Source organism: Pseudomonas sp. ADAK21, assembly GCF_012935735.1.
GTDB lineage: Bacteria > Pseudomonadota > Gammaproteobacteria > Pseudomonadales > Pseudomonadaceae > Aquipseudomonas > Aquipseudomonas proteolytica.
In genome coordinates, this window is sequence record NZ_CP052857.1 from 4,112,740 (window position 1) to 4,139,175 (window position 26,436).

Below are 26,436 nucleotides of genomic sequence, written 5' to 3' on the forward strand. Positions count from 1 at the left end.
TCACCCGGCGAGGGCGAGCGCATTGCGATAAACAAAGTGTTTAATGCGACGCATTATTATATAGATGCTCGGACAATGCAGGCTTTTTAATGGCAACCACGTGGCAGCGGGTCAGCGGTTGTGCACATCGCCCAACGAATCACGCTGCATCGACTGCAGGTTTTTTTCGATGGTTTCGCAGATGGCTTCGGTCTGGATCTGGTGTTCACTGGAGCGAAACGGGCTTTGCAGGTCGGTGCCGATCCGTTCGATGGCCAGCAGCATAAAACCCACCACCGTCGATGCCAGCGGGGTGAACCAGCCCAGGGACTCCACCAACCCCACCGGCACAATCAGGCAGAACAGCGAAATAAACAGCCGTGGAAAATACACATACGGGTAGGGCAACGGCGTATTGGCGATGCGCTCTATACCGCCCTGGCTATTGGACAGGTCGACCATGGTGGATTCGATCCGCGCCAGGCGAATGCTGTCCAGGCGCCCGGCCTTGTATTCCCGGGCCAGCAGGGCGGCGGAGCCGGTGAGGATGTCGTTGGCAAAGTTGTTGGTGGCACCGTTGCGCGCGAACTCGTCCATGGGAATAAACGCCCGCACTTCCTCGGGGCACGGCTCGCCCCGCAGGTGCGCCGCCAGGCAATTCACATACGCCACATGGCGGCGCAGCAGGGTCGACTTGATCGGGTTGACCTCGTTGTCGGGGTCGTCCAGCAACGTCAGCACCTGGCGCGCAAAGCTACGCGAATTATTCACCATCGCGCCCCACAGCGTGCGTGCTTCCCACCAGCGGTTATAGGCGCTGGTGTTGCGAAAACTGATCAGCACCACCAGCGCCGAACCGAGCAGCGTCAGGGGCATCAGCGGCAGGTTGATCTTGGCGTTGAGGAACAGCATGAAGTCCACGGTGACCGCAATATCCCAAAGCAGCAGCCAGAATAATGCCCAGCCTACATAACCCATGGTCTTGATAATCAGGCGGTACTTTTTGACGATGGCAGCTTTCAAACACAAACCTCCGAGCGGGCGAAAAGCATCAATGCCCTAGCTCGGACGGTATATGTGCAAGAAAGGTTCGCTGGGGGGCTGCCTTGGTGAGCAGACTGGTAGTGGTGAACAGGGTTGCCGTGGCGAGGGGGCTTGTCCCCCGTTGGGCTGCGCAGCAGCCCCAAAACCACCCCCTCAGCCCACCTGAAGAAACTCAATGGTCTTATTGAAATGGGGCTGCTGCGCAGCCCAACGGGGGACAAGCCCCCTCGCCACTACCCGCTCTTTTACGGCTGCTCTCTACAGCCAAACTCAGGCGTCGTGCAGGGAAATACGCGAGGTTTCCGGCAGGGCCAGGCCACCGGCCAGGGCCAGCAAGGCCACGGCAATCAGGTAAAACGCTGGCGACAGGTTGCTGCCGGTTGTGCTGATCAACCACGTGGCCACCAGTGGCGCAGTGCCGCCAAAGATCGTGTAGGCCATGTTGTAGGTAATCGCCGAAGCGGTGTAGCGCGTGCGGGTCGGGAAGGTTTCCGAGAGCAGGGCGGCCGTGACCACACCGCATAACACCGCACCCACCGCCAGCAGCATCACGCCGACGATCGACGCGACGAACGAGCCGGAGCTGGCCATCAAAAACGACGGATACACCACCACCATCAACAGCCCGCAGGCGGTCATCACCGTGACGCGTCGCCCGACGCGGTCGGAGTACCAGCCCGCCGCCGGGCACATCGCCGCGGCGAAGATCAGCGCAATCAGCGACACCAGCAGCGCCGTCGCCCGACTCAGGCCACCGGCCACTTGCAGGTACGTCGCAAAGTAGGTGGTGAACATATAAAACGACAGCGCCGTCAGCGACACAAACGCGCCCAGGCCGCAGATCGCCGCGCCATGGTTGCGCAGGGTTTCCTTGAGCGGCGAGTGGGCCACGGCATGCTCTTGTTTCACCGCCTGGAACGCCGGTGTTTCATCCAGCCGCCAGCGCAGGTACAGCCCCACCAGGCCCAGCGGCGCGGCGATCAGGAACGGCAGGCGCCAGCCCCAACTGCCCATGGCCTCGGCTGACAGCGAGGCTTCCAGCGCATAGGCCACCACCGCCGCCGAGGCGAAGGCGGCAAAGGTCGACACCGGGATAAAGCTGCCATACCACGCCCGTTTGTCGCTGGGCGCGTGCTCCATCAGATAGGCACAGGCCCCGGCGTATTCACCCCCGGCGGAAAAGCCCTGGGCGCAGCGGATCAGCGACAACAGGATCGGCGCCGTAACGCCAATCGCAGCATAGGTGGGCAACAAGCCGATCAACGTAGTCGCACCCGCCATCAGCAAAATCGTCATTGCCAGGGTGCGCTTGCGGCCGATGCGATCGCCCAGCATGCCGAAAAAGATCCCGCCCAGGGGCCTGAACGCAAAGGCCACGGCAAATACCGCGAACGTCTTGAGCAACGCCGCGCTGGCATCGCCACTGGGGAAAAACTGCTGGGCGATGGTGGTGGCGAGAAAGCCATACACGGCAAAGTCGAACCACTCGACAAAATTGCCGATACCGGCGGCGACGATGACTTTTCTCAGGGTTTGCGGCGGGACCTGTTCAGTAGATGCGCGCGTCATGGCGGGGCCTCGGCATTTCGTCAGTGATCGCTCGATTATCAGGAAAGAGCCCGCAGCGACTTACTTCAAAAGTGTCATCGGCGTAGTCAGCACCGACCTGCCAAGGCAATGAAGATCAAATGTGGGAGCTGGCTTGCCGGCGATAGCGGCAGGTCAGCCAACATCAATCCCAGCAATGCCGCCGCCAGCGCAGCCTCGCAGGGCGAGACAGCTCCCACCTTGATCTTCAGGGATTGGAAGATTGCATTTCAGATCCGCTGGCTGGCGCGTTCGAGGATTCTTGGGCCCGGCCCTTCCTGGGCCAAGGTGTCGCCGGGGTTGCGCAAGGGGCAGTCGTTGAGTGACAGGCAGCCGCAACCGATGCAGTTGTCCAGGCTGTCACGCAGGGCTTCCAGGGTGCGGATGCGTTCGTTGAGGTTGTCGCGCCAGGCCGAGGACATTTCTCCCCATTGCGCGGCCGTCAGTTTGCTGTTCGGTGGGTAGCGGCCCATGGCGCGCTTGATCTCTTCCAGGGGGATGCCGGTGCGCTGCGCCACCTTGATGATCGCGATGCTGCGCAGCACCAGCGACGGGAAGCGTCGTTGGTTGCCAGCGTTGCGCGTGCTGGCGATCAAGCCCTTGGATTCATAGAAGTGCAGGGTGGAGATCGGTACGCCGCTGCGCCTGGCAACCTCGCCGATGGTGAGGGAGCGCACACCGTCGGGGTTCTTTTCTGCTGCCATGGGTGTTGCCCTCAAGTTAAGTTGAGGTTTTATAGTCCTGCCCGATCTTTGCTGCAACCGCTTTCCATCGCCAGTGCGGGGTGGGGCGGCAGCGAACACACCACAAATGAGCGGAGCAGGGCATGGGCAGAAGGATGCTAGTGGGCGGGGGCGTGGCAGCGGTAGCGGTGCTGGCCCTGGTTATCACGTTATGGGGTAATCAACCCTCAACCCAGGCCGCAGCGGCGTGGCCGGTGGCCAAGGTGGCGCTGGCCAAGGTGCGCCAGGGTGAGGCCCCTCGCCAGGCCTTTGCCGCCGGGGAACTGGAGGCGGCCAACCAGGTAGAGGTGGCGGCGGAAACCGCCGGGCGTATCACGCGGATCGCGTTCGAATCCGGGCAAGCGGTCAAGGCCGGGCAGTTGTTGGTCCAACTCAATGACGCCCCTGAACAGGCCGACCGTTTGCGCCTGCACGCCCAACTGCGCAATGCCCAGACGCTGTTCCTGCGCCTTAAAAAGCTTGCGGCCGTGAATGTTGCGACCCAGGAACAACTGGACAACGCCACCGCCGCCCTCGACATGGCCAAGGGTGAGCTGCAACAGGTCGATGCGCTGATTGCGCAGAAAGCTATCCGTGCGCCATTCGCCGGGCAGGTGGGGATCCGCCGCGTGCATCAAGGCCAGTACCTGCAGACCGGGGAAGCCATCGCCAGCCTGGTGGATGCCCAGCGCCTGCATGTGAACTTTGCCCTGGCTGAACAGGCGGCCCCTGGCTTGCGCGTCGGCCAGAGCGCCCAACTCACGGTGGATGCCTTGCCGGGCGAGCATTTCCTGGCGCAGATCAATGCCATCGACCCGCTGATCGGCCAGTCGCGCTCGGTGCGGGTGCAAGCCACCCTGGCCAATCCGGGCGGGCAGTTGCAGGCCGGGATGTACGCCAGCGTGCGTCTATCGGCGGTGCAATCACCCACGGTGCTGGTGGTGCCGGAAACCGCCATCACCTACACCGCGTACGGGCAGACCGTGTTTATCGCCAGCGCCGATCCGGCCGGCGCCTTGAGTGTGCGCCGCGTGCAGGTGACCACCGGGGAGCGCTGGCAGGGCCTGGTGGAAATCACCTCGGGCCTGGCACTGGGCGACCAGGTGGTGGTTTCCGGGCAGCTCAAGCTCAGCGACGGCCTGCCCGTCGAAGCGGTCGAGCAAAACACGTTGGACGTTGAAGGGAATCGCAGCTCATGAGCTTCACCGACAGTTTTGTACGGCGCCCGGTATTGGCCCTGGTCGTCAGCAGCCTGATCGTCCTCGCCGGCCTGTTTGCCCTCGGCAAATTACCGGTGCGCCAGTACCCGTTGCTGGAAAGCTCGACCATCACCGTCAGCACCGAATACCCCGGTGCCTCGGCCGAATTGATGCAAGGCTTTGTCACCCAACCGCTCACCCAGGCCGTGTCGTCGGTGGAGGGTATCGATTACCTGGCGTCGTCGTCGGTCCAGGGGCGTAGCGTGATCACCCTGCGCATGACCCTCAACCGCGACTCGACCCTGGCGTTGGCCGAGACCATGGCCAAGGTCAATCAAGTGCGTTACCGCTTGCCCGATGATGCCTACGACCCGGTGGTCGAACTCTCGGCCGGCGACTCCACCGCCGTGGCCTACGTGGGGTTTGCCAGTGACACGCTGTCGATTCCCGAGCTCAGCGACTACCTGTCGCGGGTGGTCGAACCGCAGTTGTCCGGGATCGACGGGGTCGCCAAGGTGCAAACCTTCGGCGGCCAGAACCTGGCGATGCGCCTGTGGCTGGACAGCGATCGCATGGCCGGGCGCGGGGTGACTGCCGCCGATGTGGCACAAGCGGTGCGCAGCAACAACTACCAGGCCACGCCGGGGCAGATCCGTGGCCAATTCGTGCTGGCCGATATCCATATCGACACGGACCTGACCAGTGTCGAGGCCTTCCGTGACCTGGTGATCCGCAATGACGGCACGGCCCTGGTCCGCCTGCGCGATGTGGGCACCGTGGAGTTGGGCGCAGCGGCGACCCAGACCAGCGCCACCATGAATGGCCGTCCGGCGGTGCATCTGGGGCTGTTTCCCACACCGTCGGGCAACCCCCTGGTGATCGTCGATGGGATTCGTCAACTACTGCCGCAAATCCAGCAGACGCTGCCACCTGGGGTCAACGTCGCCCTGGCCTACGAGACCGCACGCTTTATCGAGGCGTCCATCGAGGAGGTGCTGCACACCTTGCTGGAGGCCATGCTGATCGTGGTGCTGGTGATCTGGCTGTGCCTGGGTTCGCTGCGCAGCGTAGCGATCCCGGTGCTGGCGATTCCGTTGTCGATGCTCGGGGCGGCGGCCTTGATGCTGTTCTTCGGCTTCAGCCTCAACCTGCTGACCCTGCTGGCGATGGTATTGGCCATCGGCCTGGTGGTGGACGACGCCATTGTGGTGGTGGAAAACGTCCACCGGCATATCGAAGAAGGCCTGACCCCGGTGGCCGCGGCGTTGGTTGGCGCCCGCGAAATCGCCGGGCCGGTGGTTGCCATGACCCTGACGCTGGCGGCGGTGTACGCGCCCATCGGCCTGATCGGCGGCCTGACCGGCACGTTGTTCCGCGAATTTGCCCTGACCCTGGCGGGCGCGGTGATGGTCTCGGGCGTGGTCGCCTTGACCTTGTCGCCGGTGATGAGCTCGCTGCTGCTCAAGCTTGGGCAGCAAGAAGGGCGCATGGCCAAGTGGGCTGAACGGGTGTTTGGCGGGCTGGCCGCGACCTATGGCCGGGTGCTGGGTTACTCCCTGGCGCGGCGCTGGATCAGCGGCGGCGTTGCCTTGCTGGTGTGCCTGAGCCTGCCGTGGTTGTACACCTTGCCCCAGCGCGAGCTGGCGCCTCCCGAGGACCAGGCGGCGATATTGACCGCCATCAAGGCCCCGCAATACGCCAGCCTCGACTACGCGGAACGCTTTGCGAGCAAGCTCAACCGGATCATGGAGAGCCTGCCGGAAACCACCGACACCTGGATCATCAATGGCACCGACGGGCCGGCGGCCAGTTTCGGCGGGATCAACCTCAGCGCCTGGCAGGCCCGCGAGCGTTCGGCCGAGCAGGTCCAGGCCCAGTTGCAGCAGGCCGTGGGCGAGGTCGAAGGCAGCAGCATCTTTGCCTTCCAGGTCGCCTCGCTGCCCGGCTCCAGCGGTGGCCTGCCGGTGCAGATGGTGCTGCGCAGCGCCCTGGATTACCCGGTGCTGTACCAGACCATGGAAACCCTCAAGCAGCGGGCCCGTGACAGCGGCCTGTTTGCCGTGGTCGACAGCGACCTGGACTACAACAACCCGGTAGTCAAAGTCAGCGTCGATCGCGCCAAGGCGGCGAGCCTGGGCATTGGCATGCGCGATATCGGCGACTCGCTGGCGGTGCTGGTGGGCGAGCAGTACATCAACCGCTTCGCCTTGTATGGGCGCTCGTATGATGTGATTACGCAAAGCACCGAAGAACAGCGCCTGACCCCCCAGGCCCTGGCCCGCCAGTATGTGCGGACCGAAGGCGGCCAGTTGATCCCGCTGTCGGCCCTGGTGCATCTGGATATCACGGTGGCGCCGAACCGCCTGTTGCAGTTCGATCAGCAGAACGCCAGCACCCTGCAGGCGATCCCGGCGCCCGGCGTTTCCCAGGGGCAGGCGGTGGCTCTGCTGGAGCAACTGGCCGGCGAACTGCCGCCGGGGTTCAGTCATGACTGGCAGTCCGAGTCACGCCAATACGTGCAGGAGGGCAGTGCGCTGGTATGGGCGTTTCTCGCCGCGATGGTGGTGATCTATCTGGTGCTCGCGGCGCAGTACGAAAGCCTGGTCGATCCGTTGATCATTCTGGTCACCGTGCCGTTATCCATTTGTGGCGCGCTGATCCCCCTGGCACTGGGCTGGGCGACGCTGAATATCTACACGCAGATCGGGCTCGTGACCTTGATTGGCCTGATCAGCAAACACGGGATCCTGATGGTGGAGTTTGCCAATGAGATCCAGGTGCGCGAGCACCTCGACCGCGCCGAAGCAATCATCCGCGCCGCGCAGATCCGCCTACGGCCGGTGCTGATGACCACGGCGGCGATGACCTTCGGCGTATTGCCGCTGCTGTTCGCCGACGGTGCCGGGGCCAATAGTCGCTTTGGCCTGGGCGTGGTGATCGTCTGCGGGATGCTGGTTGGCACGCTGTTTACACTGTTTGTCCTTCCCACTATCTATGCCTGGCTGGCGCGCGATCATCGGGTGCAGGGCCTGCGCCAGCGGCAACTGGCGGATGCCGAACGCCACCTGGCGCCAGGGCATGTCGAGGTGCGCCCATGAACACATTTATCCATTACCCGTTGTTGCTGGGGGCGCTGGCCTGCCTGGGTGCCTGCTCGGTGGGGCCGCAATACCGCGCCCCCGAGATCGCGCCGATTCAGCTGGCCAGCCCGCAGGCCGAGGACTTCGCCCAGGGAACCGCGCAGCCGCTGGCCGCCTGGTGGACCTTCTTCGACGATGCCCAACTGGCGCGCTTGATCGAGAGCGCCGTGGCCCACAACCACGATGTGCGCCAGGCGCGGGCAAACCTGCTGTTGGCCCGTGCGTACGTCGACGAGCAAGCGTTGCAGCGCCTGCCGACCGTCACCAGCACGGCGGCGTACCAGCGCAGCCTGGAGCAGCAGCCGGTGACGGGCGCGCGGCCGAGCCGCAGCTTGTCCGAGTCGTGGCGTGCCGGCCTGGACCTGCAATGGGAGCTGGACCTGTTCGGTCGCCTCGACCACTTGAACCGCGCCGCGCAATCACGGGCCGAGGCCTCGCAGGCCGACCTTGAACAGGTGCAACTGAGCATCGCCGCACAAGTGGCCCATGCCTATTACGCGGCGCAGGGCCAGCGCCAGCAACTGCAACTGGCACATGATGCCGTGCGCAGTTGGCAAGTGACCGTCGGCCTGACCGAGGCGCAAAGCCAGGCCGGGAGTGGCCTGCCAGAAGAGTTGGAGAGTGCCCGGGGCAATGCGCTGCGCGCCCAGGCGACGATTGCGCCCTTGCAGAGCCAGCTGCAACGTAGCCTTTACCGGCTGCAAGTGTTGTCGGGGCAGCGCCCGGGCAGTTTCAGCGTCGACCTCGACCCCTTGGCGCCGGGGCCACTGGCGCGGCAATTGCCGCTGGGGGATGTCGACCGGTTGATCCGCAATCGACCGGATGTGCGGCAGGCCGAACGGCTGCTGGCGGCGCGCGTCGAGGACGTGGGCGCCGCCACCGCCGACCTGTATCCGCGCTTGAACCTGGGTGGGTTTATCGGCTTCTTCGCCTTGCGCGATGGGGATCTGGGCAGCGCCTCCCGGGCATTCGAATTGACCCCGGGCTTGACCTGGCCGGCACTCAACCTGGGCACCGTGCGTGCACGCCTGCGCGGCGCCCAGGCCCTATCGCAACGGGAGACCGCACACTTCGAACAGGTGCTGTTGGTGGCCGTGGAAGAAGTGGAGGGCGCCATTACCCAACTGGCCGAACACCAGCGGCATCTGCTCAACCTGGTGCAATCGGCCCGGCATGTGGAGACGGCGCTGGATATCGCGCAGCGGCGTTACAGCGCAGGTTCCGGCAGTTACTTGTCGGTGCAGCAGAGCCAGCGCGACCTGCTCACCCTGCGCCAGGCCATTGCCCAGGCGCAGGCCGCGTCCTATGGCAATGCGGTGGACTTGTACAAGGCGCTGGCCTGGCGGGCGCCGAGGCTTTACCCTGCGGCCCTCAGCGAGGCCAACGGTGCCTTGAAAAGGAACAGCAGTTGAACCAAAACACATTGTCCATGCGCCTGGAACGCGTGGCGGCGCAGGTACCCGCCGGTGCGCGCCTGGCTGATATCGGCTCGGATCACGGCTACCTGCCGGTGGCGTTGATGAACCGGGGCGCCATCGTCGCGGCAGTGGCCGGCGAGGTGGCGCTGACCCCGTTCCGCGCGGCCCAGCGGACCGTGTGCGACAACGGCCAGGAATCGCACATCCACGTGCGCCTGGCAGATGGCCTGGCGGCCATCGAGCCGGCAGACCGGATCGACACGGTCAGCATCTGCGGCATGGGCGGCGAGACCATCCGCGACATTCTTGAGCGCGGCAAGCTGTACCTCAGCGGCCAGGAGCGTCTGATCCTGCAACCCAACGGCGGCGAACAACCGCTGCGCCTGTGGCTGATGGACAACGGTTACCGCATCCTCTGCGAGGAGCTGCTGCGGGAAAATCGCTTCGACTATGAAATCATCGTCGCCGAGCGCAGTGGGCCGGTGAGCTACAGCGCCGAGCAACTGTACTTCGGCCCGCTGCAGATGCAGGCCCGCAGCGAGGCGTTCCTGGGCAAGTGGCAGCGCCTGTTGCGCTACAAGCAACGGACCCTGGACCAATTGGCCGAGGCGCGACAGGCGCTACCTGAGCAGAAGGTTGCGGAGCTGACGCAGGAGGTGCGCTGGATCACCGAGTTGCTGGTGTAGATCGCCACCCTCAGAAATGCTCCAATACGCCATCCTCCGACCCAGGTGACCCGCATGCCAGACGCTACAGACCAAGCCTTCTACGACCGTGCCGATGCGCATATCGAGCTGTCGAACGAGCAACTGAAAACCCTCGAGAACCTTGGCCAGGTCAGCGCCTCGATGATGTTCGGCACGACCCGTTTCAATGCCTGGGCGAGCGCGCGCAACTTCAAGTCCGGCGCCCAAATGGCCGAGTCGCGGGAAGCGATGCTGAAGTATTTCTGCGACCAGTACCGGATGATGCTGGAAGACAATCTGGATGATCACATCAACAATTTCAGCCAGTACATGACGGCCCCAGGCAACTGACCGCCATTTAAGGGGAGGGGCCGGCAAGCCGGCCCCTACAGGGGCTAGCGTTTACTCAAGCTTGGCAAACGCATAGTCCCCACCCTGTTCCAGCGCCTTGCGATAGGCCGGCCGGGCCTGGAACCGCTGGACCCACGCCGCGAGGTTCGGGTAGGCCTGCAACTTGCCCTGGGCCTTGGCGATTTCGCCAATAAAACTCATCTGGATATCCGCGCCGCTCAGCTCCTCACCCAGCAGGTACGGTGACTGCGCCAGGGCGTTGTTCAGGTAACCCAGGTAATTGGCCAGTTCCGACTCGATCCGCGGATGCAATGGCGCGCCGGCTTCACCCAGGCGGCCGACATACAGGTTGAGCATCAGTGGCAGCATCGCCGAACCTTCGGCGAAGTGCAGCCATTGCACGTAGGTGTCGTAGGCGTCTGTGGTGGGGTCCGGTTGCAGGCGGCCCTGGCCATGGCGGCGGATCAGGTAGTCGACAATGGCGCCGGACTCGATCACCACCCGCGAGCCATCTTCAAGCACCGGCGATTTGCCCAGCGCATTGATCGCCTTGAGCTCTGGTGGTGCGAGGTTGGTTTTTGGGTCGCGCTGATAGCACTTGAGCGCGTAGGGCAGGCCGAGTTCTTCGAGCAGCCAGAGAATGCGCTGCGAGCGTGAGTTGTTGAGGTGGTGAACAATCATCATGGGAGGCTCCGCCGGGCGAGAGTGGGGTGTCTGGGAACAGACTACTGCGCGGGCCTAGAGTGCCCTGAATCAGTTGGGCGTGTCAGAGGCAATCGGCGTGTCCAGGGCAGCTTCGGCTTCCAGTTTCAAGCGGTCGGCCTTGCTGATGTACTTGTCTTTGCTCTTGGGGGCCAATTTGGCATTGGCCTTCTTGGCGTTGGCTTTCAAAATCTGGTTGAGTTTCTTACGACGGTTCATGCTTTCTACTCAGCGCGTTAATGCCTGGATGATATCAGTATGGCGAGCGGGCTCGCGCTGCCATTTATCCAGCGCGAACAACCCCTGTGGCGAGCGGGCTTGTCGGAACGCCGCATCGCCCGCGCGGGGCTGCGTAGCAGCCCCAAAATCAGCTACCTAGGATTATCTGGTAAAACTCGGTGTGTTTATTGGGGCTGCTGCGCAGCCCAGCGCGGGGCAAGCCCGCTCGCCACAGGTCATCACCCTAGCCACAGGTCGGTTGGGCTTTGGGTTAACGCACTACATCCAGCGCGGTGTATTCATACACGTAATGGATTTTGTCCGACGTTGACTCCAGGGTCATGGCGAGCCCCAAATCTTCGATAAACGCGCGCGTGGTTTTATAGTCGCCCTGGTCGCATTCCAGTTTGATCGCGTCGCCCGTCAAGCTGGCAAACACCTGCCGCGCTGGAAAACGTTGGCCCACCACGCAGTTCAAGGGCGTGATGCGGGATGTGTCGGTCGGCTTGGCCGGCACATCGGCCATGGTCATGCGCGCGCTCAGCGTTTGGCCTGGGGTCCAGGTTGGCGGAATATCCAGCGTGATTTCGTGGGTCAGCAGTACGCGCCCATCGCCTATGCCATTCATCTTCGACTTCAACTGGATCAGGTCGGCCTGGGTGAGGCGGTCGACGTTGAAGCGCTCGCTGTAGATCTCCTTCTTCTTCAGCAAGCCCCCCTGGGCGGTGAACGTCTCGGAAACCGGGCTATCCTTGCTGCCGTCATCCTTGGTGGACTGGGACGTGTAGGTCAGCGTCTTGAACTTCGGTTGCAGCAGCGGCGAATCAAGGCGCTGGAGCACGCTGGTCGGCACCTGGACATCGTCGATATGAGTTTCGGCCACCGTTCGAGGATAGTCCGCCGGCGCAATGTCCGGACGCAAGCGGGCGAGCAACGCACCGTCCACGCCACCCTGCAGCGAACAACTGACCCGCGATTGCGTGCCCTGTTTGCCCTCCGGCTCGACCAGCAGCACCCGCTCTACCCGCCGCGTGCCGGGCGCGGAGCCGGGCTGGGGCGGCATGGCTTGCCACTGGTCGCCGACCTTGAGCTCGCTGCGAACGTACACCGGGCTGTTTTTTTGCAACGACCCAGGTTGTTCCAGCAGTGGCGCGATGCGCTTGGCGACGTCGTCGACACCGCCTTCAACCACAAAACCCCAGTAATAGTAGAGCCCCAACTTGCCGAGGTCGGTGCTCTCGTCGAAGTAGGACAACAGCTTCAAGCCGGCAATCGGCGGGGCGCTGACCAGCACTGAATTTTCCTCGCCGTTGGCGCGACTTTTAACCGCGATCCACGTGGTGTTCTTCTCCCGCACCAGCGGCGCATAGGCCTGCCAGGCGTCGCCGTGGGCGTGCAGGCTGGTGAAGAAACGGGCGTCACACTGGGTGAACGCCTTGAGCGTGTCGGTCAAGGCGGCGTCGCTGGCATGGGCCAGGGACGGCAGCAGCAGGGCAGAGGCGAGCAGCAGCGTAGGCGTGGGCAACTTCATTGGCAGGGATGTCCTTATCGGCGTGGGAGCTGGGCATTATCCAGACATTTATTGGCCTGGGGCAACGCAGCTCAGTGTTTGCGCTGCGTTTCAACCTTGCAGGCGCGGACCCCAGTCCTCGGTCATGCCTTTTTCCAGGCGCCGTTCCAGGGTACGCCGCCATGACGGCACCAGCGGCAGCGCCAGGCATTCGCGCAACAACTCGGTCTCTACTTGCTTGTCGAACAGCACGGCGGACAAGCGAGCCAGTGACCACTCGGCAAAGGGCCGTTCGACCCGTTGCAGGCTATCGCCCGCGCTCACCACGCCTTGCTCCAGCACCCGGTAGTACCAGCCGGTGCGGCCCGACTGCTGCACGCGCAGGGCCAGGTTGGCGACGGCGAAGCGGTCGCTGAGCTTCCAGCACGGCATGCGTCCCTGGGACACCTCGAGCAATGCCGTCCCGACCCGAATCCGATCGCCCAGGCAGACGTCATGCTCGCTCCAGCCGGTGGTACTGAAGTTCTCGCCAAAGGCCCCCGGCTGCGTGAGCAAGGGATGAGCGCCCAATTCGTCGGCCCAACGTGCGTAGTGCTCGAGCGGGTAGTGGTGAATGGCTTTTTCCACCCCGCCATGCACGCGCAAGTCGCCCTGTTCGTCGCCGTGAAGGCCCAGGGTGCAGACCTTCAGTTGGCCTTGTTGCGGCTGTTTATCGATGGCGCTCTGGGTGCCTGGGCGGGTGAATGGCTGCACGCGGCCGGTGAGCAAGGTGTCGAGGCGGATAGTGGGCAGACTCATGCAGGGACCTCCGGTATTTGATGTTCACGACAGATCAACGCGGGTGGCGAGCGCCGGCTGCTTGAAAGCGGCCCGGAAGGCGTTCGCGTGCTGCACAGCGAACCGATCTTCAAGAATGCCGTGTTGCCCTAGGTGGCAGGGCAACGGACAAATCGATCAGGACGGCATGGAGCAAGCGCAGAGGATACCTTGCCGTCGATGATCTCTTCACTGGCAAGACGTCCCACCACCGCCGCCAACATCACCCCGGGGTGCATGGCGCATACGTACACACCGCCGACCTGTGGCAGGTAACCGATGATGGGAATGCCGTCGGCCGGCATTGGCCTGAGCCCGACGCAGGCCAGTTCAGGCTCAATGCTGACCACGCCTTGGAGTTCATTCTGGATCGCTTCAGCCGTGCGTCTTGCAATCGCTATTGGCTGGTTGTCCAGGGTGTCGTCCAGGTAATCCTCTGCCGCCAGCAACGTACCGTCCGCAGCGTGCCGAACTTCCATTTCAGGGCTGGAGATCAAGGTTTTTACCAGGCTGGTGTGGGTCTTGTAGCGGATGAAAATCGCCGGGGAGGCGTTGATTGGGAGCTCGGCGCCGAGCATCTCAGCCAGCTTCGCAGTGCCTGTGCCCGCGGCCAGCACGACCACATCGGCCGCAATAAACCCCCTTGGCGTCTCGACCCCCGTTACCTGATCACCTTGAGTGGCAAAGCCCAGCACCCGAGTCTGGGTGAGCACCGTGGCCCCATGGGCCTGGGCACCTTTGACCAACGCGTGGGTGGCGGCCACGGCATCCAGGGCACCCTCTTCAGCGGCATAGGTTGCTTGTTCGGGTGGATGCTTGAGGTTGGGCTCAAGGTCGAGAATCTGCGAACGGCACACGCGACGGGCTGAAGGCACAGGTGCTGCACCGTAAGTCAGGGCGCCAGTCCAACGGATCTCCAGCCCTGGGAGCTGGGCTTGGAGGCGATGATATTCCTGGATGGCTGCATCGCGTAATTGTCCAATCGGGTCGGGGGCTGGATGGGTGGTGTTGATCCAGGCGAATGAGGTCTTGGTTACGCCGCAGGCGATATCCTGGGCCTCGATCAGGGTGACCTTTGCGCCCCTGGTGGCCAGGTGATAGGCCAGGGAAGCGCCGACGATACCGGCACCGATGACGATGATTGTGTGGGCTGGGCTGTTTTCCATGGCAACCTCGGGTTTGTCGACATGGGAAGGGTACGACAGTGGGCAGTTGAGGAATACGCTTACTGACTGACAATGGGCACAGGGCGCCTGCAATGCCGAGCGCGACCGGCTGAAAACGAGCCGGAGCGGAAGGTGAGGTATCTGCGGTTGCTTCGATGCTTTTGTATGAGCATCATCAGGCTTCGACAAGGAGACGCCCCTATGCCAAAACCCGTGCTTCATCTGATGTCAGGCAAGATTGCATCCGGTAAATCAACGCTGGCCAAAAACTTGGCAGCCGAACAGTCGGCGATCCTGCTGAGTGAGGATAATTGGCTGTCGCGGCTTTACCCTGATCAGATCAAGTCAGTCACCGATTACGTGCGTCTTTCACGTCAGATTAGAGAGGTGCTGGGCCCGCTCGTCATCGATATGCTCAATACGGGCGTGACGGTGGTCTTGGATTTTCCCGCCAACACACCTGAAGATCGACGATGGTTGCGCAGCCTCGCTGATTCAGCCGAGGTTCCCCATTGTGTCCACTACCTTGAGGTGGACGAGGACATATGTCGAGGCCGGTTGCATAGGCGCAACCGCCGCGCCGAACATGAGTTTTCTGCGACAGATGCGCAGTTCGATCTGATCACGAGCTACTTTCGGGCGCCGGAAGAGGATGAAGGACTCCAGATTAAAACCCACCGCCTTTGACGGGCAGCAGCGCCTGGAGAGGACATCCGAAGTGTCCGCTTCTGCCCCAGCGTGAATCGACCGGGCTTTCGTGGACATCTCAGGGCTGCAATGTTCGAGAGCGACAACATTGCTCTAGCCCGCGCTCAACCCCCACAACACATCCAGCACATGTTGCGTCGGCCGCTCGACGTCCCCACCACGGTGGGCAATACCGAGTTCACGCCACAACAAGGGCTGTAATGGCCGCATGACGATCCTGGTATCGGGCAATGGCGTTGAGGCTTCATGGGGCAACAGCGTCGCGCCATAACCGGCCGCTACCAGGCTTTTGATCGCATCGTTGTAGTTCAGTTGAATGCGCGGCGTGGGCTGTCGTCCATCACTGGCGAACCACTCCGAGGTCAAGCGCGAAAGCCGAGTGGTGTTGTCATTCAGAATCAATGGCTGAGCGGCCAGCCAACCAGGGTTCACCACATCCGGGCAATCCCAGCGTGCCGGCAAGAAAGCCATGACCGGGTCCCGCCGCCAGGGCTCGATCCGCAATCCCTTCACCGGGGTCTGTGGCAGCGCGACCAGACCGATCTCCAAAGAGCCCTCGGCAAGCTTCTTCAATGTTTCCTGCGACGTGAGCACCGCGACCTGCACATCGATAGCGGGATGGCGTTGGCTCAATGTCTCCAACGCTTGCGGCATCAGCTGTGCGATCGCTCCGGTGGAGGCACCCAGTCGCACACGTCCGGCCAAGCCCTGCACCTGACGCTGCACGTCCTCAAGCGCTTGCTCTGCATCCGCCAACAGGCGCCGCGCGCGTTCCACCAGCGTTTCTCCAATCGCCGACGGCTGAATGCGCCCACGCGTGCGCGACAACAGCTTGCCGCCAACCCGCGACTCCAGGTCGGCGATATGCAAACTAACCGTGGGTGGCGCGAGGTGTAGCACACGGGCCGCCTCGGCAAACGAACCCAGGTCGGCAATGGCCACCAACGTGCGCAGACGGTCCAGGCTGATTTCGCGCATGAATCATTCCTTGTTCAGAAAAACTGAATTTCATCGTTTGGAAATTCAACTTTTCCTATCTTAGCCCCGGATTGAAGATTGGAGCTCCTGATTTCCTATGTACGAGAGCATTCCATGGCAAGCCCCCTTGTATTCATCGACGGCGACCAAGGCACCACCGGGTTGCAAATCCACCAACGTTTAAGAGGCAGGACCGATCTGCGGCTCATCAGCCTCAGCCCCGAACACCGCAAGGATCCGCAACGTCGTGCCGAAATCATCAACGCCTGCGACATCGCGATTCTCTGCTTGCCCGACGAAGCCGCCCGCGACGCTGTAGCGAGCATCGAAAACCCCGCCGTTCGGGTGATCGATGCGAGTTCGGCGCACCGCACTCATCCAGACTGGACCTATGGTTTTGCCGAGATGGACGCGCAGCAGGCCCAACGCATCGCCACGGCGCGGCGGGTCAGCAATCCCGGTTGCTATCCCACGGGGGCGATAGGGCTGCTGCGCCCATTGCTGCAGGCCGGGTTACTGCCCAGGGACTTCCCGACGAACATTCATGCGGTATCGGGCTATTCCGGAAAAGGGCGCGCCGGAGTGCAAGAGCATGAGGGAGAGGGCGCATCGCAGGCGCCGGCGTTTCAGGTTTATGGCCTGGGGCTGGCACACAAACATATTCCGGAGATTGAGCAGCAAAGCGGTCTGATGGAACGGCCGATGTTTGTGCCGGCCTATGGGGCTTTTCGGCAGGGGATCGTGCTGACCATACCGTTGCAACTTCGGTTGTTGGCGCCGGGCGTGGATGCGGTGCGGCTGCATGCGTGCCTTACGCAGCACTACATCGATGCAGACCATGTACAGGTGATGTCGATGCAGGAGGCCAAAGGGTTGACGCACCTTGATCCTCAGGCGCTCAACGGGACTGATAGTTTGCGATTGGTGGTGTGTGCAAATGATGAAACGGGGCAGGTTGTGTTGGCTGCAGTGTTTGACAATCTGGGGAAGGGAGCCGCTGGAGCGGCGGTGCAGAATCTGGATCTGATGCTTGCCGCAACATGACTGCGACTACCCACGGGCTCTCGAGTCTACGGCTGGAATGTTCGAGCGGGTGTTCCTCCAGGGATAGATCGCTCTAAAACCTCAATGCATCATGTCTCGCTGCCAGGTCTATTTATGCCGCTGGGTTTTCATAAAATGCACGCCAATGGCGATGATTTCGTTGTCGTAGACTCGCGAACTTCCCCCAATCCAATCGCAAGCAATTTGGCTGGGCTATTGGGGGATCGCAATCGAGGAATCGGCTTCAATCAAATCGCGGTGATGCTCGATTGCGATGATGCAGATGCGCGCTTGATGTTCTGGAATGCGGATGGCTCATCGCTGGACGCTTACGGCAGCGCAACGCGGGGGGCGGCGGATATATTGATGCGCGAATCCGATATTACGTCGGTAGCCCTGCGAACCAACCGTGGCCTGCTGACTTGTGAACGCACTTCAACCGGCGCCATTTCCGTCAATATGGGAAAGCCGCTTTTCAACTGGTCGGATATTCCTCTGGCTCTTGAAATGGATACTTCGGTGTTGCCACTTGCCGGTGACCCAGCAGCTTGTAGCATGGGAAATCCGCACTGCACCTATTTTGTGGATGACCTGTCAGCCGTTGAGATAGCGACGATTGGGCCAGTAATTGAAACCAACCCTTTGTTTCCCCTCAGGACGAACGTGCATTTCGTCCAGATCATTGACCCAGAGCACATCCGGTTGCGTATTTGGGAGCGCGGAGGGGGCATTGCGCTGGGGTCAGGTTCCTGCTGTTGTGGCGCCGCGGTCAATGGAATTCGTCGTGGCTTTTTAGACAATTGCGTTGAGGTCGAATGTGACGGGGGAGCTGTAACGGTTCAATGGGATGGCGTGGGACCAGTCTTTCTCACCGGGCCGGTGGAGACGACCTTTTCAGGAATAATCACGGATACGCTGTTGAAAATCTGAGTTTAGGTGGGCCGCTATCTGAGGGAACGGGACCGAGGGAAAGCCAAGGCACAGACGGGACGGGACAGATTTATTGCGCCCTGCTTTAAATGTCCGTTATTGGTTGGTTTCGGTCTTTCTCGACCGGCTACAGTCGGCCAGAAGCGGACGCTGCCAGTGAAATTCAGCGTTAGCGTTAACGAGCCGGCAGGGATGATGTGTTAATCACTTAGCCCACCCTTCTGGGTCTCATTATCCGCCACACTAATGCCGCGGTGATAAATGCACCAATTACGGCTCCTGGCATGACAACGAAGAGCACCAGTAAGCCAAGACCAAAGTCATCTGCTAACTCAGCTCTTGATTTGGCTCCCGTGCTAGCCATTTCAAACATCACAACTGCTTCACCAAGCAACCAGTAGGCTGAAGGGAGTGCTATGAGAAAGGCCAGTATAGTGATTGCGGCACGCTTATACATTCTGAAAGCCTAACGATGAGGGTTTACTGAATTCAGTATAAATCACGCAGCTCCTGGCCGAGTAGCAGCCACACGCGAATGGGGCGCTATGCGTCGCGGGGGCTGCTTTGGGTCGTTATCTGCCTGATGCCTAAGGCGGCTAGTCAGGGCGGAGGTATGGATCGAAAGGAGTCCGATGGTACATAAGTGGTACGAGCTAAAGCTGGGTTAGCCGTAGGCCTTTGTTTTAAAGGCTCTTTGGTTTAGTACTTCCAATCCATCACCGATAAAGCCGTTGACCTTGCGCTTGACCGGCAGCAATCGACCCTAAGCTGCCTTTCATGATGGCGTGCTAACGGCCATAAGCGCACGTTCGATCACGGACTACGTTACAAGCTTCGAATGCACCAGCGCTATGCCGTTTAACGCTCCGCGACAGCACTGCCTTATTGCTCGCGGGTTGAGTGACCAAAGGGCATTGAGCCGAGTTTCTTTCTTCGCAGAAGAGTGTGCGTGTCCCGACAGAGATACCGTTCAGACAAAGTCTCAAAGCGTAATGTCATCTGTAATCAGCTATTAATTGCAGTGAGAAATTTCCTACAGTCGGAACGGCTATTTCCTTCGAGTAGGGTTAGCTTGGCCCGCCACTATAGCCATCTTCGAGTCTGCAAAGCGGTTGATGAAGATGGTCTCACCACGTGTTCTGGTAATGGAAAACCACAGTCCCCGGCGCAGCGCTCTGGTCAATATGTTACGTCGGCTCGGAGTAAGGGAGGTGTTGCAAGCCAGCACCAGCGAACAGGCGATGATCCTTATGCAGCGCACCGGCGGCGTGGATATTGTGCTGTGCAACCTGGGGAGCAAGAGCTCTGAGCAAGTGGAGTTCCTGCGTTATGCCAGCCAAATCGGTCTGGTGCAGGCCGTCGGATTGTCCAATGAGATGCGTCCGGAGCTATGTCGGGCCTTGAGCCACATGGATTTTTTTTCGGGTGTACAACTACTTGGCATCCTGAGTACCCCGTTGCAGCCACAAGCGCTGGATCGCTTGCTTAAGCGCTATCGGTCGGTACCGCCGGCACCACTCAAGCCTCCGGCGGGGGTACCGCTGCCCAGCGAACAAGAGATACGCCTGGGCCTGGCCCTGGGCGAGTTCCGCGGTTGGTTCCAGCCCAAGCGGATGATGAACGATGGCAGTCTCGCTGGCGTGGAGGCTTTGGCGCGCTGGGAACACCCTGCCCGTGGTTTATTGTTGCCCAAGGATTTCCTCGCAGCGGTGCTGGCCTATGACCTGATCGATGAAATGTTCAAGCAGTTGCTCGAACAAGGCCTGAAATTGCTCGCCGTGCTGCATCGGCAGGGCTCCGAGCTGGAAATGTCGTTTAACCTGCATGCTTCGCAACTGGCCCGCCATGGTCTGATCGAGCATATCCAGGGCGCACTGCAACGCTACGGCCTGTGCGCTTCGGTGTTGGTGTTCGAGCTGGCTGAAAACGGCTTGCTGGACTTGCAATCTCCCACCCAGGAAAACCTGCTGCGCCTGCGCTTGATGGGCTGCGGCTTGTCGATCGATGATTTCGGCGTGGGTTTCTCGTCACTCAAGTTGCTGTGCCAATTGCCGTTCAACCAGATCAAGCTCGATGGCGACCTTATCCGCACCTTGAATGAGCCGCGTAGCCAAGCCATGGTCGGCAGCACTCTGGCCCTGGCCCGTTCGCTGGACATGAGCCTGGTGATTGAAGGCGTCAGCAGCCGGCATATTCGTGATGCTCTGATCAGCCTCGGTTGTGAAGTGGGCCAGGGGTTTTTCCTGGCCCGGCCAATGACCGGCCACGACCTCCTGCATTGGCTGGCGCGTGAGGACGTACAGCCGGTAACTTCGCCGGCGGGTTAGGCGGCAAAACCTCAGAATTTTCCTACAATTCAGTCGTGTTCGTGTAACTTGAGCGACGCGTCGGCTGGTCGTTTATCCATCGTTTTGCGTCGGCCGAAGCCTTCCGGCGCGCCTTACAGGAGGTTACATGTATACCGCTTTGGTTGTGGATGACCATCCCTTCATTCGCTCGTCCGTCAAGATGCTGCTCAGCCAGTTTCAGTTCGAAGTCGTGGCCGAAGCGGATAACGGCGCAGATGCCGTGCAATTGGCACGCGAGCATGTGCCCGACCTGATCATTCTCGACATCGGCATGCCCAAGCTCGACGGCCTTGAGGTGCTTAACCGAATCGCGTCCCTGCGCCTGCCGAGTAAAATCCTGGTGTTCACCTCGCAGTCGGCGCTGTTCTATTCAATGCGCTGCATGAAAGCCGGTGCGGCAGGGTTTATTTCCAAGACCAATGACATGGAGGAAGTGACCAAGGCGATCAAGGCGGTGATGGACGGCTACACTTTCTTTCCCAACCTGGCACACAGCTCGGTACGGCGCAGTGATCTCGAGGCCACGGACCACGAGTTGATCCAGAATCTCTCTGACCGTGAACTGACGATTTTGCAACAGCTGTCCCAAGGGCTGACCAACAAGGAAATCGGCGACGCCATGCTGATCAGCAACAAGACAGTAAGCACATACAAGACTCGCCTGATCGAAAAGCTCAACGTCAAATCGGTGGTGTACCTGGCCGATTTTGCCAAGCGTAATAACCTCATCTGAATGAACATTTTTCTTCGACACGGCTTGCTGGGCCTCCTGTTGCTCGGTTCCCTGGGCCATGCCCTGGCGGCGCCGCAAATGCTCAAGCTGCACGGTCGCTCCGACGTCAGCGACTACAGCGTGGGCCTGGACGAGGCCGACTGGGGCTGGCTACGGAGCAAGGGCACGCTGGTGTTGGGGTCTTCGGCGCCGGACTACTCGCCGTTCAGCATCACCAGTAACCGCCACGATTACGAAGGTTTCACAGCCGACTACGCGCAGTTAATGGCGCAGCTGCTGCACGTCAACGTGCGCGTGCAGCGGTATGCCTCGCGCAATGAGGTGCTGGCGGCGCTCAAGTCTGGCGACGTCGATATGCTGGGCAGTTCCAACGGTTTTGAGGCGGCGGACCCGGAGCTTCAGCTGTCTGACGCCTATGCAGAGGACCAGCCGACCCTGGTCAGCCGGGTCGGCGACAGCCAGAGCCTCGACCCCGAACTGGCCGGCAAGCGCGTGGCAATGCTTTACCACTACCTGCCACCCAAAACCGTGGAAGACTTTTATCCCAAGGCCACCTTGCAGCTGTACCCGTCCACCCTCAGCGCCATAGGCGCCGTGGCGTTCGGCCAAGCCGATGTGTACCTGGGGGACGCGATCAGCGCCAATTATCTGATCAACCGCAACTACCTGAACAACGTGCAACTGGCGGACTTCTCTCGCCTGGAAGTCAGCAACTTTTCGTTTTCGGTAAAGCGTGATAACACGCGCCTGCTGCGGATAATCAATGCGGCACTGGCGGCGGTCCCGGTTACCGAGCGCCAGACCATCCTGCGCCGCTGGAGCGCAGGCGGAGCAAGCATGCCTGGTCAGCATCCGTTGCATTTCAGCGTCAGTGAGCAGCGGTGGTTGGACAAGAACCCACGGTTGCGGGTGGCGATTGATGAAGGCTTCCTGCCAATGTCGTTCTACGGCGCCGACGGCGAATTTCGTGGTATCAGCGCCGACGTCCTGGCCAAGGTGGCCCTGCGCACCGGCTTGAAGTTTGATATCCAGCGGGTGAGTTCGGTGCGCGAGATGATCGACTCCCTCACCAGCAACGAGGCTGACCTGCTGATCACCATTACCCCAAGCGAACAGCGCGAAGCGGTCCTGCGCTTTACCCGCCCGTACCTGGCCACGCCGTTTGTACTGGTCAGTCGTACCACGGCCGGCAGCCCCAGTACCCTGGACGATATGCATGGCAAGCGACTGGCGGTCATCAGCGGCGACTCAAGCCGCGACATGCTAACCGAGCAATACCCGGGCATCCGCCTGGTGGATGCCGACAGCGCCCATGACGCGATGGAGAAAGTCGCCAATGGCGAGGCTGATGCAGCGGTCAACTCGCTGATCACCGCACGCTATATGATTTCACGGCAATACCGCGATCGCTTGCGTATCACCAGCACCGTGGGCGTTACCAACTCGCGCATGGCCTTTGCTACGGCCCGCGGCTCGCTGGAACTGTTCTCTATCCTGGACAAAGCGCTGCTCAGCATCGCCCCCGAGGAAATGGACGAACTGACTAATCGCTGGCGCAGCGAGGTGGTGGTGGGCGACAGCTATTGGCTGCGCAACCGCAGCGCAATCATTCAGGGTTTCGTGATTGCCGCCGTGTTGCTGTTGATTGCCCTGGGCTGGATCGCCTACCTGCGGATGCTGATGCGCAAGCGCAAGCAGGCCGAGCAGGCGTTGAGCGACCAGGTTGAGTTCATGCGGGTATTGATCAACGGCACACCGCACCCGATCTATGTGCGCGACCGCCAGGGCAAGCTGCTGATCTGTAACAGCGGTTACCTGGAAGTGTTCAACGTCGAGCGCGAGCAGGTGATCGGCAAGACCGTATTGGACGGTGTACTGGGCGATCCGGATGAGGCCGCGGCGTATCACCGTGACTACCTGCAGGTGATGGAAAGCGGCGAGGCGCAGTTGCAGGATCGCAGCTTGATCATGCCCGATGGCCGAGTACTGACCATCTACCACTGGATGCTGCCGTACCGCAGCAGCACGGGCGAAGTCAGCGGCATGATCGCTGGCTGGATCGACATCAGCGAGCGCCAGCGTCTGCTGGAGGACGTCCACGCCGCCAACCGCGCCAAGACGACCTTCCTTGCGACCATGAGCCATGAAATCCGTACGCCGATGAACGCGGTGATCGGCATGCTCGAACTGGCGACAAAAAAGGCCGACCAGGGCGTGATGGATCGCTTTGCGATTGATGTCGCTTCAGGCGCGGCGCGTGGTTTGCTGGACCTGATCGGCGACATTCTTGACATCGCCCGAATCGAGTCCGGGCGTTTGTCCCTGAACCCAGAGCGCGCCAACCTGCGGGAGTTGCTGGAATCGGTGGTGCGCATTTTTGAAGGCCTGGCGCGGCAGAAACAGCTGCAACTGCAGCTGGACCTGGAGGCCGGCGTCAATTGCGATGTGCTGATCGATCCGCTGCGCTTCAAGCAGATCGTGTCCAACCTGCTGAGCAACGCCATCAAGTTCACCGCCCAGGGCCACGTGCGCTTGAGTGTTCGAGCCCAGGCAGGCAAGGAACAGTTGGCGTTGAGGTTACGGGTGGAGGACTCCGGTATCGGCATAGGCGAAGAGGACCAGAAGCGCCTGTTCAGCCCCTTTACGCAAGCCAGCAACAATGACCAGTCGGCGCGCAGCGGCTCGGGCCTGGGCTTAGTCATCAGCCGCACTCTCTGCGAAATGATGGGAGGGCACCTGACCCTCGACAGCGCATTGGGTGAAGGCACTCGCATCGACGTCAGGCTTGACCTGACCACGCTTGAGCCGTTGGCCGACGTTACCCCGGTCGAGGATGAGCCGGCAGTAACGAGCCCCGCTTTGAGCATTCTGGTTATTGATGACTACCCGGCCAACCGCCAGTTGCTCACCCAGCAACTCAATTACCTGGGGCACCGGGTCGAGGACGCCGAAGATGGTGCCCACGGACTGCGGGCCTGGCGTAACGGGCAGTTCGATGTGGTGATCACCGACTGCAATATGCCGCTGATGAACGGCTACGAATTGGCGAGGGCTATCCGGGCCGAAGAAACTGCCCGCGGCGTACCGCCGAGTCTGATTCTGGGGTTTACCGCCAATGCACAGCCGGAAGAGAAGGGCCGGTGCCTGGCCGCCGGCATGGATGACTGCCTGTTCAAGCCCATCAGCCTCAAGGACTTGAGCGCACGCTTGGCCGGCCTGGCGACGGAGCAGGGGAGTGCTCCCCCCGGATGTTCCACAGATGACGATATCGACCTGACCAGCGTTGAGCATCTGGCCGGCGGCAACATTGCTTCGATCAAAAGCCTGTTGGGCGACCTGGCCGCCAGCAATGAACAGGACATGGCGCGCCTGATGCAGTTGTTTACTCGACACGACTTGCAAGGCCTTGCCGACCTGGCTCACCGGGTCAAGGGCGGCGCACGAATCATCAAGGCCCAGGGGCTGATTCGCTGCTGTGAAGACCTAGAGACCGCCTGCAACGGGCTGGACTCTGCGCAATTGACCGAGGCGGTGGATGCGCTGCATCAACAGATGGAACACCTCGGCGAGCGATTGGAGCGCTATCTGGCCTGAGCTATCGGTAGGAAATTTCCTACAAGAACGCGGCACCGTTCGTACGTAGTCCACTCCCCCCAACACCGATACTGAGCCTCGTTGAACGGCCCCACCGACCAAGCGGACCGGGCCCTGCAACCTGATTGAAGCCCAACCGGGCTTCAGACTTTCCTCAATATCTGGATTACGTTATGAACAAGTTTGCGCTCAAAGGTCTGTTTGCCGCTGTCGTCCTCGCTGCTGCTTCCCAAGCTGCCATGGCCGCTGACGGTGAAATCAACTTCGTCGGCAGCGTGACCGACAACACCTGCCCAGTGGTCGTGACTGACCTGAACGGTTCGGCCGGTGCCGGCGATGTGGGCCTGGGCGATGTGCCTGCCACCTCCCTGGCGACCGTCGGTGCTATTGCCGGTGGCGGCGCGTTCACCCTGACCATCGACACCACTGCTCCTGGTTGCAGCGTTACCGGCAAGAGCGCCGTGGTCAAGTTCCTGTCCCTGAGCGGCACTGCCGGTGCCAGCGGCCAGTGGATCGGCATCAGCCCGGACGCCGGTCACGCCACCAACGTTGCGGTACAGATCAAGGACGCCACCGATAAGGACGTGCAACTGGGCCTGGAATCGGCTCCGTACCTGGACCTGACCCAACCGTTGCGCTTCACCGCCAACTACATCGCCACCGGCACTGCGACTTCCGGCCCGGCCAACGCCAAGGCTGCGTTCACCGTCGAGTACCAGTAAGCCCTGTTGATGCGCCGCTGCAGCGTTGATGCGCGCAGCGGCCATCCCCTCGCTCACGGCAAGAGGATGATCGAAATGAACGTTTCCCCCTTCAAGAAAGCATCGGCCTTGGCACTGTTGCTCAGTGCGGCACTGCTCAGCACGGCCAGCCAGGCCGGCGTGATGCTCGGCGGCACGCGGATCGTGTTTGACGGCAACAAGCGTGACGCAGCGATCACCGTCAGCAACACCACGGCGCAGCCGTACATGGTGCAGACCTGGGTCAACACCGAAGCCGATGACATGACCACCGCCACGCCCTTTGTGTCCACACCACCGCTGTTCCGCCTGGACCCGCGCAAAGAGCAAATGGTGCGTATCCAGAAAGTCGCCGGCAACCTGCCGACCGACCGTGAATCGGTGTTCTATTTCAACGCCCAGGAAATTCCGGTCGCCAGCGAAGGCAATGCCAATACGCTGAAGATCGCCATGCGCACCCGCGTCAAATTGTTCTATCGCCCAGCCGGACTCAAGGGCAATGCGATGCAAGCACCGTCGAAACTGACCTGGAGCCTTACGCAGGAACAGGGTAAGGCAGTGCTGGTGGTCAGCAATCCGTCGCCGTTCCACATCTCGTTTATTGGTGTGACCGCAAAGTCCGCAGGGCAGAGCGTCGAGGTCAACGAGCCAACGATGGTCGCGCCGATGAGCAGCCAGCGTTATCCGCTGCCGGGTTTCAAAGGCACCACGGGTGAGGTGGTGTTCTCGGCCATCAACGACTACGGCGGCTACAGCGAGCCGCAGACCGTGCCACTGAACCGCTGATTCCTTTTCTTTCTGTAGATGTTTGCGCGTGCCACG

The 26,436-nt window shown here is 61.4% G+C and carries 22 protein-coding genes; 13 read left to right on the forward strand and 9 right to left on the reverse strand.

All coding sequences use genetic code 11. From position 1 onward, the window contains the following. Positions 1 to 111: 111 nt before the first annotated feature. The 3 genes from HKK57_RS18670 to soxR all read right to left on the reverse strand — a co-directional run bounded on the left by HKK57_RS18670 (position 112) and on the right by soxR (position 3,314). Positions 112 to 1,002: a bestrophin family protein gene (locus tag HKK57_RS18670; RefSeq protein WP_169390537.1), complete on the reverse strand. Its 891-nt coding sequence runs from the start codon at positions 1,000 to 1,002 to the stop codon at positions 112 to 114. 291 nt (positions 1,003 to 1,293) lie between these two features. After that, positions 1,294 to 2,592, reverse strand: coding sequence for an MFS transporter (locus HKK57_RS18675; protein WP_050492821.1), 1,299 nt, complete (start codon positions 2,590 to 2,592; stop codon positions 1,294 to 1,296). 248 nt (positions 2,593 to 2,840) lie between these two features. After that, the gene (gene soxR, locus HKK57_RS18680; protein ID WP_029294036.1) at positions 2,841 to 3,314 is read right to left on the reverse strand and encodes a redox-sensitive transcriptional activator SoxR; all 474 of its coding nucleotides are present in this window, start codon (positions 3,312 to 3,314) and stop codon (positions 2,841 to 2,843) included. 122 nt (positions 3,315 to 3,436) lie between these two features. Here soxR and HKK57_RS18685 point away from each other — a divergent pair, with 122 nt between their 5' ends. The 5 genes from HKK57_RS18685 to HKK57_RS18705 are packed head-to-tail and all read left to right on the forward strand — an operon-like array spanning position 3,437 to position 10,126. After that, a complete protein-coding gene (locus HKK57_RS18685; protein ID WP_029294038.1) occupies positions 3,437 to 4,531 on the forward strand; it encodes an efflux RND transporter periplasmic adaptor subunit in 1,095 nt (364 codons plus the stop codon). Then, positions 4,528 to 7,629 carry a MexW/MexI family multidrug efflux RND transporter permease subunit gene (locus HKK57_RS18690; RefSeq protein WP_169390538.1) on the forward strand — a complete coding sequence of 1,034 codons (3,102 nt, stop codon included), beginning with the start codon at positions 4,528 to 4,530 and terminating at the stop codon, positions 7,627 to 7,629. Before HKK57_RS18685 ends, HKK57_RS18690 begins: the two co-directional genes overlap by 4 nt. Then, a complete protein-coding gene (locus HKK57_RS18695; RefSeq protein WP_050492822.1) occupies positions 7,626 to 9,083 on the forward strand; it encodes an efflux transporter outer membrane subunit in 1,458 nt (485 codons plus the stop codon). The genes HKK57_RS18690 and HKK57_RS18695 overlap by 4 nt, the downstream gene beginning before the upstream one ends. After that, a complete protein-coding gene (locus tag HKK57_RS18700; RefSeq protein WP_029294044.1) occupies positions 9,080 to 9,775 on the forward strand; it encodes a tRNA (adenine(22)-N(1))-methyltransferase in 696 nt (231 codons plus the stop codon). The genes HKK57_RS18695 and HKK57_RS18700 overlap by 4 nt, the downstream gene beginning before the upstream one ends. Positions 9,776 to 9,829: 54 nt before the next feature. After that, entirely contained in the window at positions 9,830 to 10,126 is a 297-nt protein-coding gene (locus HKK57_RS18705) for a DUF3144 domain-containing protein (RefSeq protein ID WP_029294046.1), read from the forward strand. A gap of 51 nt (positions 10,127 to 10,177) precedes the next feature. Here HKK57_RS18705 and HKK57_RS18710 read toward each other — a convergent pair whose 3' ends face one another. The 5 genes from HKK57_RS18710 to HKK57_RS18730 all read right to left on the reverse strand — a co-directional run bounded on the left by HKK57_RS18710 (position 10,178) and on the right by HKK57_RS18730 (position 14,539). Beyond that, positions 10,178 to 10,810, reverse strand: a complete 633-nt coding sequence (locus HKK57_RS18710; RefSeq protein WP_029294048.1) for a glutathione S-transferase family protein — start codon at positions 10,808 to 10,810, stop codon at positions 10,178 to 10,180. A 69-nt stretch (positions 10,811 to 10,879) separates the two neighbouring features. Beyond that, entirely contained in the window at positions 10,880 to 11,047 is a 168-nt protein-coding gene (locus HKK57_RS18715; RefSeq protein WP_081041749.1) for a DUF2986 domain-containing protein, read from the reverse strand. 271 nt (positions 11,048 to 11,318) lie between these two features. Then, on the reverse strand, positions 11,319 to 12,578 hold the full coding sequence (locus HKK57_RS18720; RefSeq protein WP_029294050.1) for a hypothetical protein: 1,260 nt from the start codon (positions 12,576 to 12,578) through the stop codon (positions 11,319 to 11,321). A 90-nt stretch (positions 12,579 to 12,668) separates the two neighbouring features. Next, entirely contained in the window at positions 12,669 to 13,355 is a 687-nt protein-coding gene (locus tag HKK57_RS18725; protein ID WP_133715124.1) for an MOSC domain-containing protein, read from the reverse strand. 128 nt (positions 13,356 to 13,483) lie between these two features. After that, positions 13,484 to 14,539, reverse strand: a complete 1,056-nt coding sequence (locus HKK57_RS18730; RefSeq protein ID WP_169390539.1) for an NAD(P)/FAD-dependent oxidoreductase — start codon at positions 14,537 to 14,539, stop codon at positions 13,484 to 13,486. Positions 14,540 to 14,740: 201 nt separating this feature from the next. Here HKK57_RS18730 and HKK57_RS18735 point away from each other — a divergent pair, with 201 nt between their 5' ends. Continuing rightward, a complete protein-coding gene (locus tag HKK57_RS18735) occupies positions 14,741 to 15,226 on the forward strand; it encodes an AAA family ATPase (RefSeq protein ID WP_169390540.1) in 486 nt (161 codons plus the stop codon). Positions 15,227 to 15,340: 114 nt separating this feature from the next. Here HKK57_RS18735 and HKK57_RS18740 read toward each other — a convergent pair whose 3' ends face one another. Continuing rightward, positions 15,341 to 16,225 (reverse strand): LysR family transcriptional regulator, encoded by an 885-nt coding sequence (locus HKK57_RS18740; RefSeq protein ID WP_104910626.1) that lies wholly within the window; start codon positions 16,223 to 16,225, stop codon positions 15,341 to 15,343. Between the two features lie 114 nt (positions 16,226 to 16,339). On the opposite strand from HKK57_RS18740, the gene argC reads away from it, so the two are divergent. From argC to HKK57_RS18775, 7 genes are all read left to right on the forward strand, one after another. Next, positions 16,340 to 17,269, forward strand: a complete 930-nt coding sequence (gene argC / locus HKK57_RS18745; RefSeq protein WP_169390541.1) for an N-acetyl-gamma-glutamyl-phosphate reductase — start codon at positions 16,340 to 16,342, stop codon at positions 17,267 to 17,269. A gap of 114 nt (positions 17,270 to 17,383) precedes the next feature. Then, positions 17,384 to 18,199, forward strand: coding sequence for a diaminopimelate epimerase (gene dapF / locus HKK57_RS18750; RefSeq protein ID WP_169390542.1), 816 nt, complete (start codon positions 17,384 to 17,386; stop codon positions 18,197 to 18,199). Between the two features lie 1,211 nt (positions 18,200 to 19,410). Beyond that, complete coding sequence (locus HKK57_RS18755) at positions 19,411 to 20,526, forward strand: EAL domain-containing response regulator (RefSeq protein WP_237150379.1); 1,116 nt, start codon at positions 19,411 to 19,413, stop codon at positions 20,524 to 20,526. A gap of 127 nt (positions 20,527 to 20,653) precedes the next feature. Beyond that, complete coding sequence (locus HKK57_RS18760; protein ID WP_169390543.1) at positions 20,654 to 21,280, forward strand: response regulator transcription factor; 627 nt, start codon at positions 20,654 to 20,656, stop codon at positions 21,278 to 21,280. Then, entirely contained in the window at positions 21,281 to 24,874 is a 3,594-nt protein-coding gene (locus HKK57_RS18765; RefSeq protein WP_169390544.1) for a transporter substrate-binding domain-containing protein, read from the forward strand. Positions 24,875 to 25,047: 173 nt separating this feature from the next. Further along, entirely contained in the window at positions 25,048 to 25,596 is a 549-nt protein-coding gene (locus HKK57_RS18770) for a fimbrial protein (protein ID WP_029294072.1), read from the forward strand. Positions 25,597 to 25,671: 75 nt separating this feature from the next. Further along, a complete protein-coding gene (locus HKK57_RS18775) occupies positions 25,672 to 26,400 on the forward strand; it encodes a fimbrial biogenesis chaperone (RefSeq protein ID WP_029294073.1) in 729 nt (242 codons plus the stop codon). Positions 26,401 to 26,436: the final 36 nt, after the last annotated feature.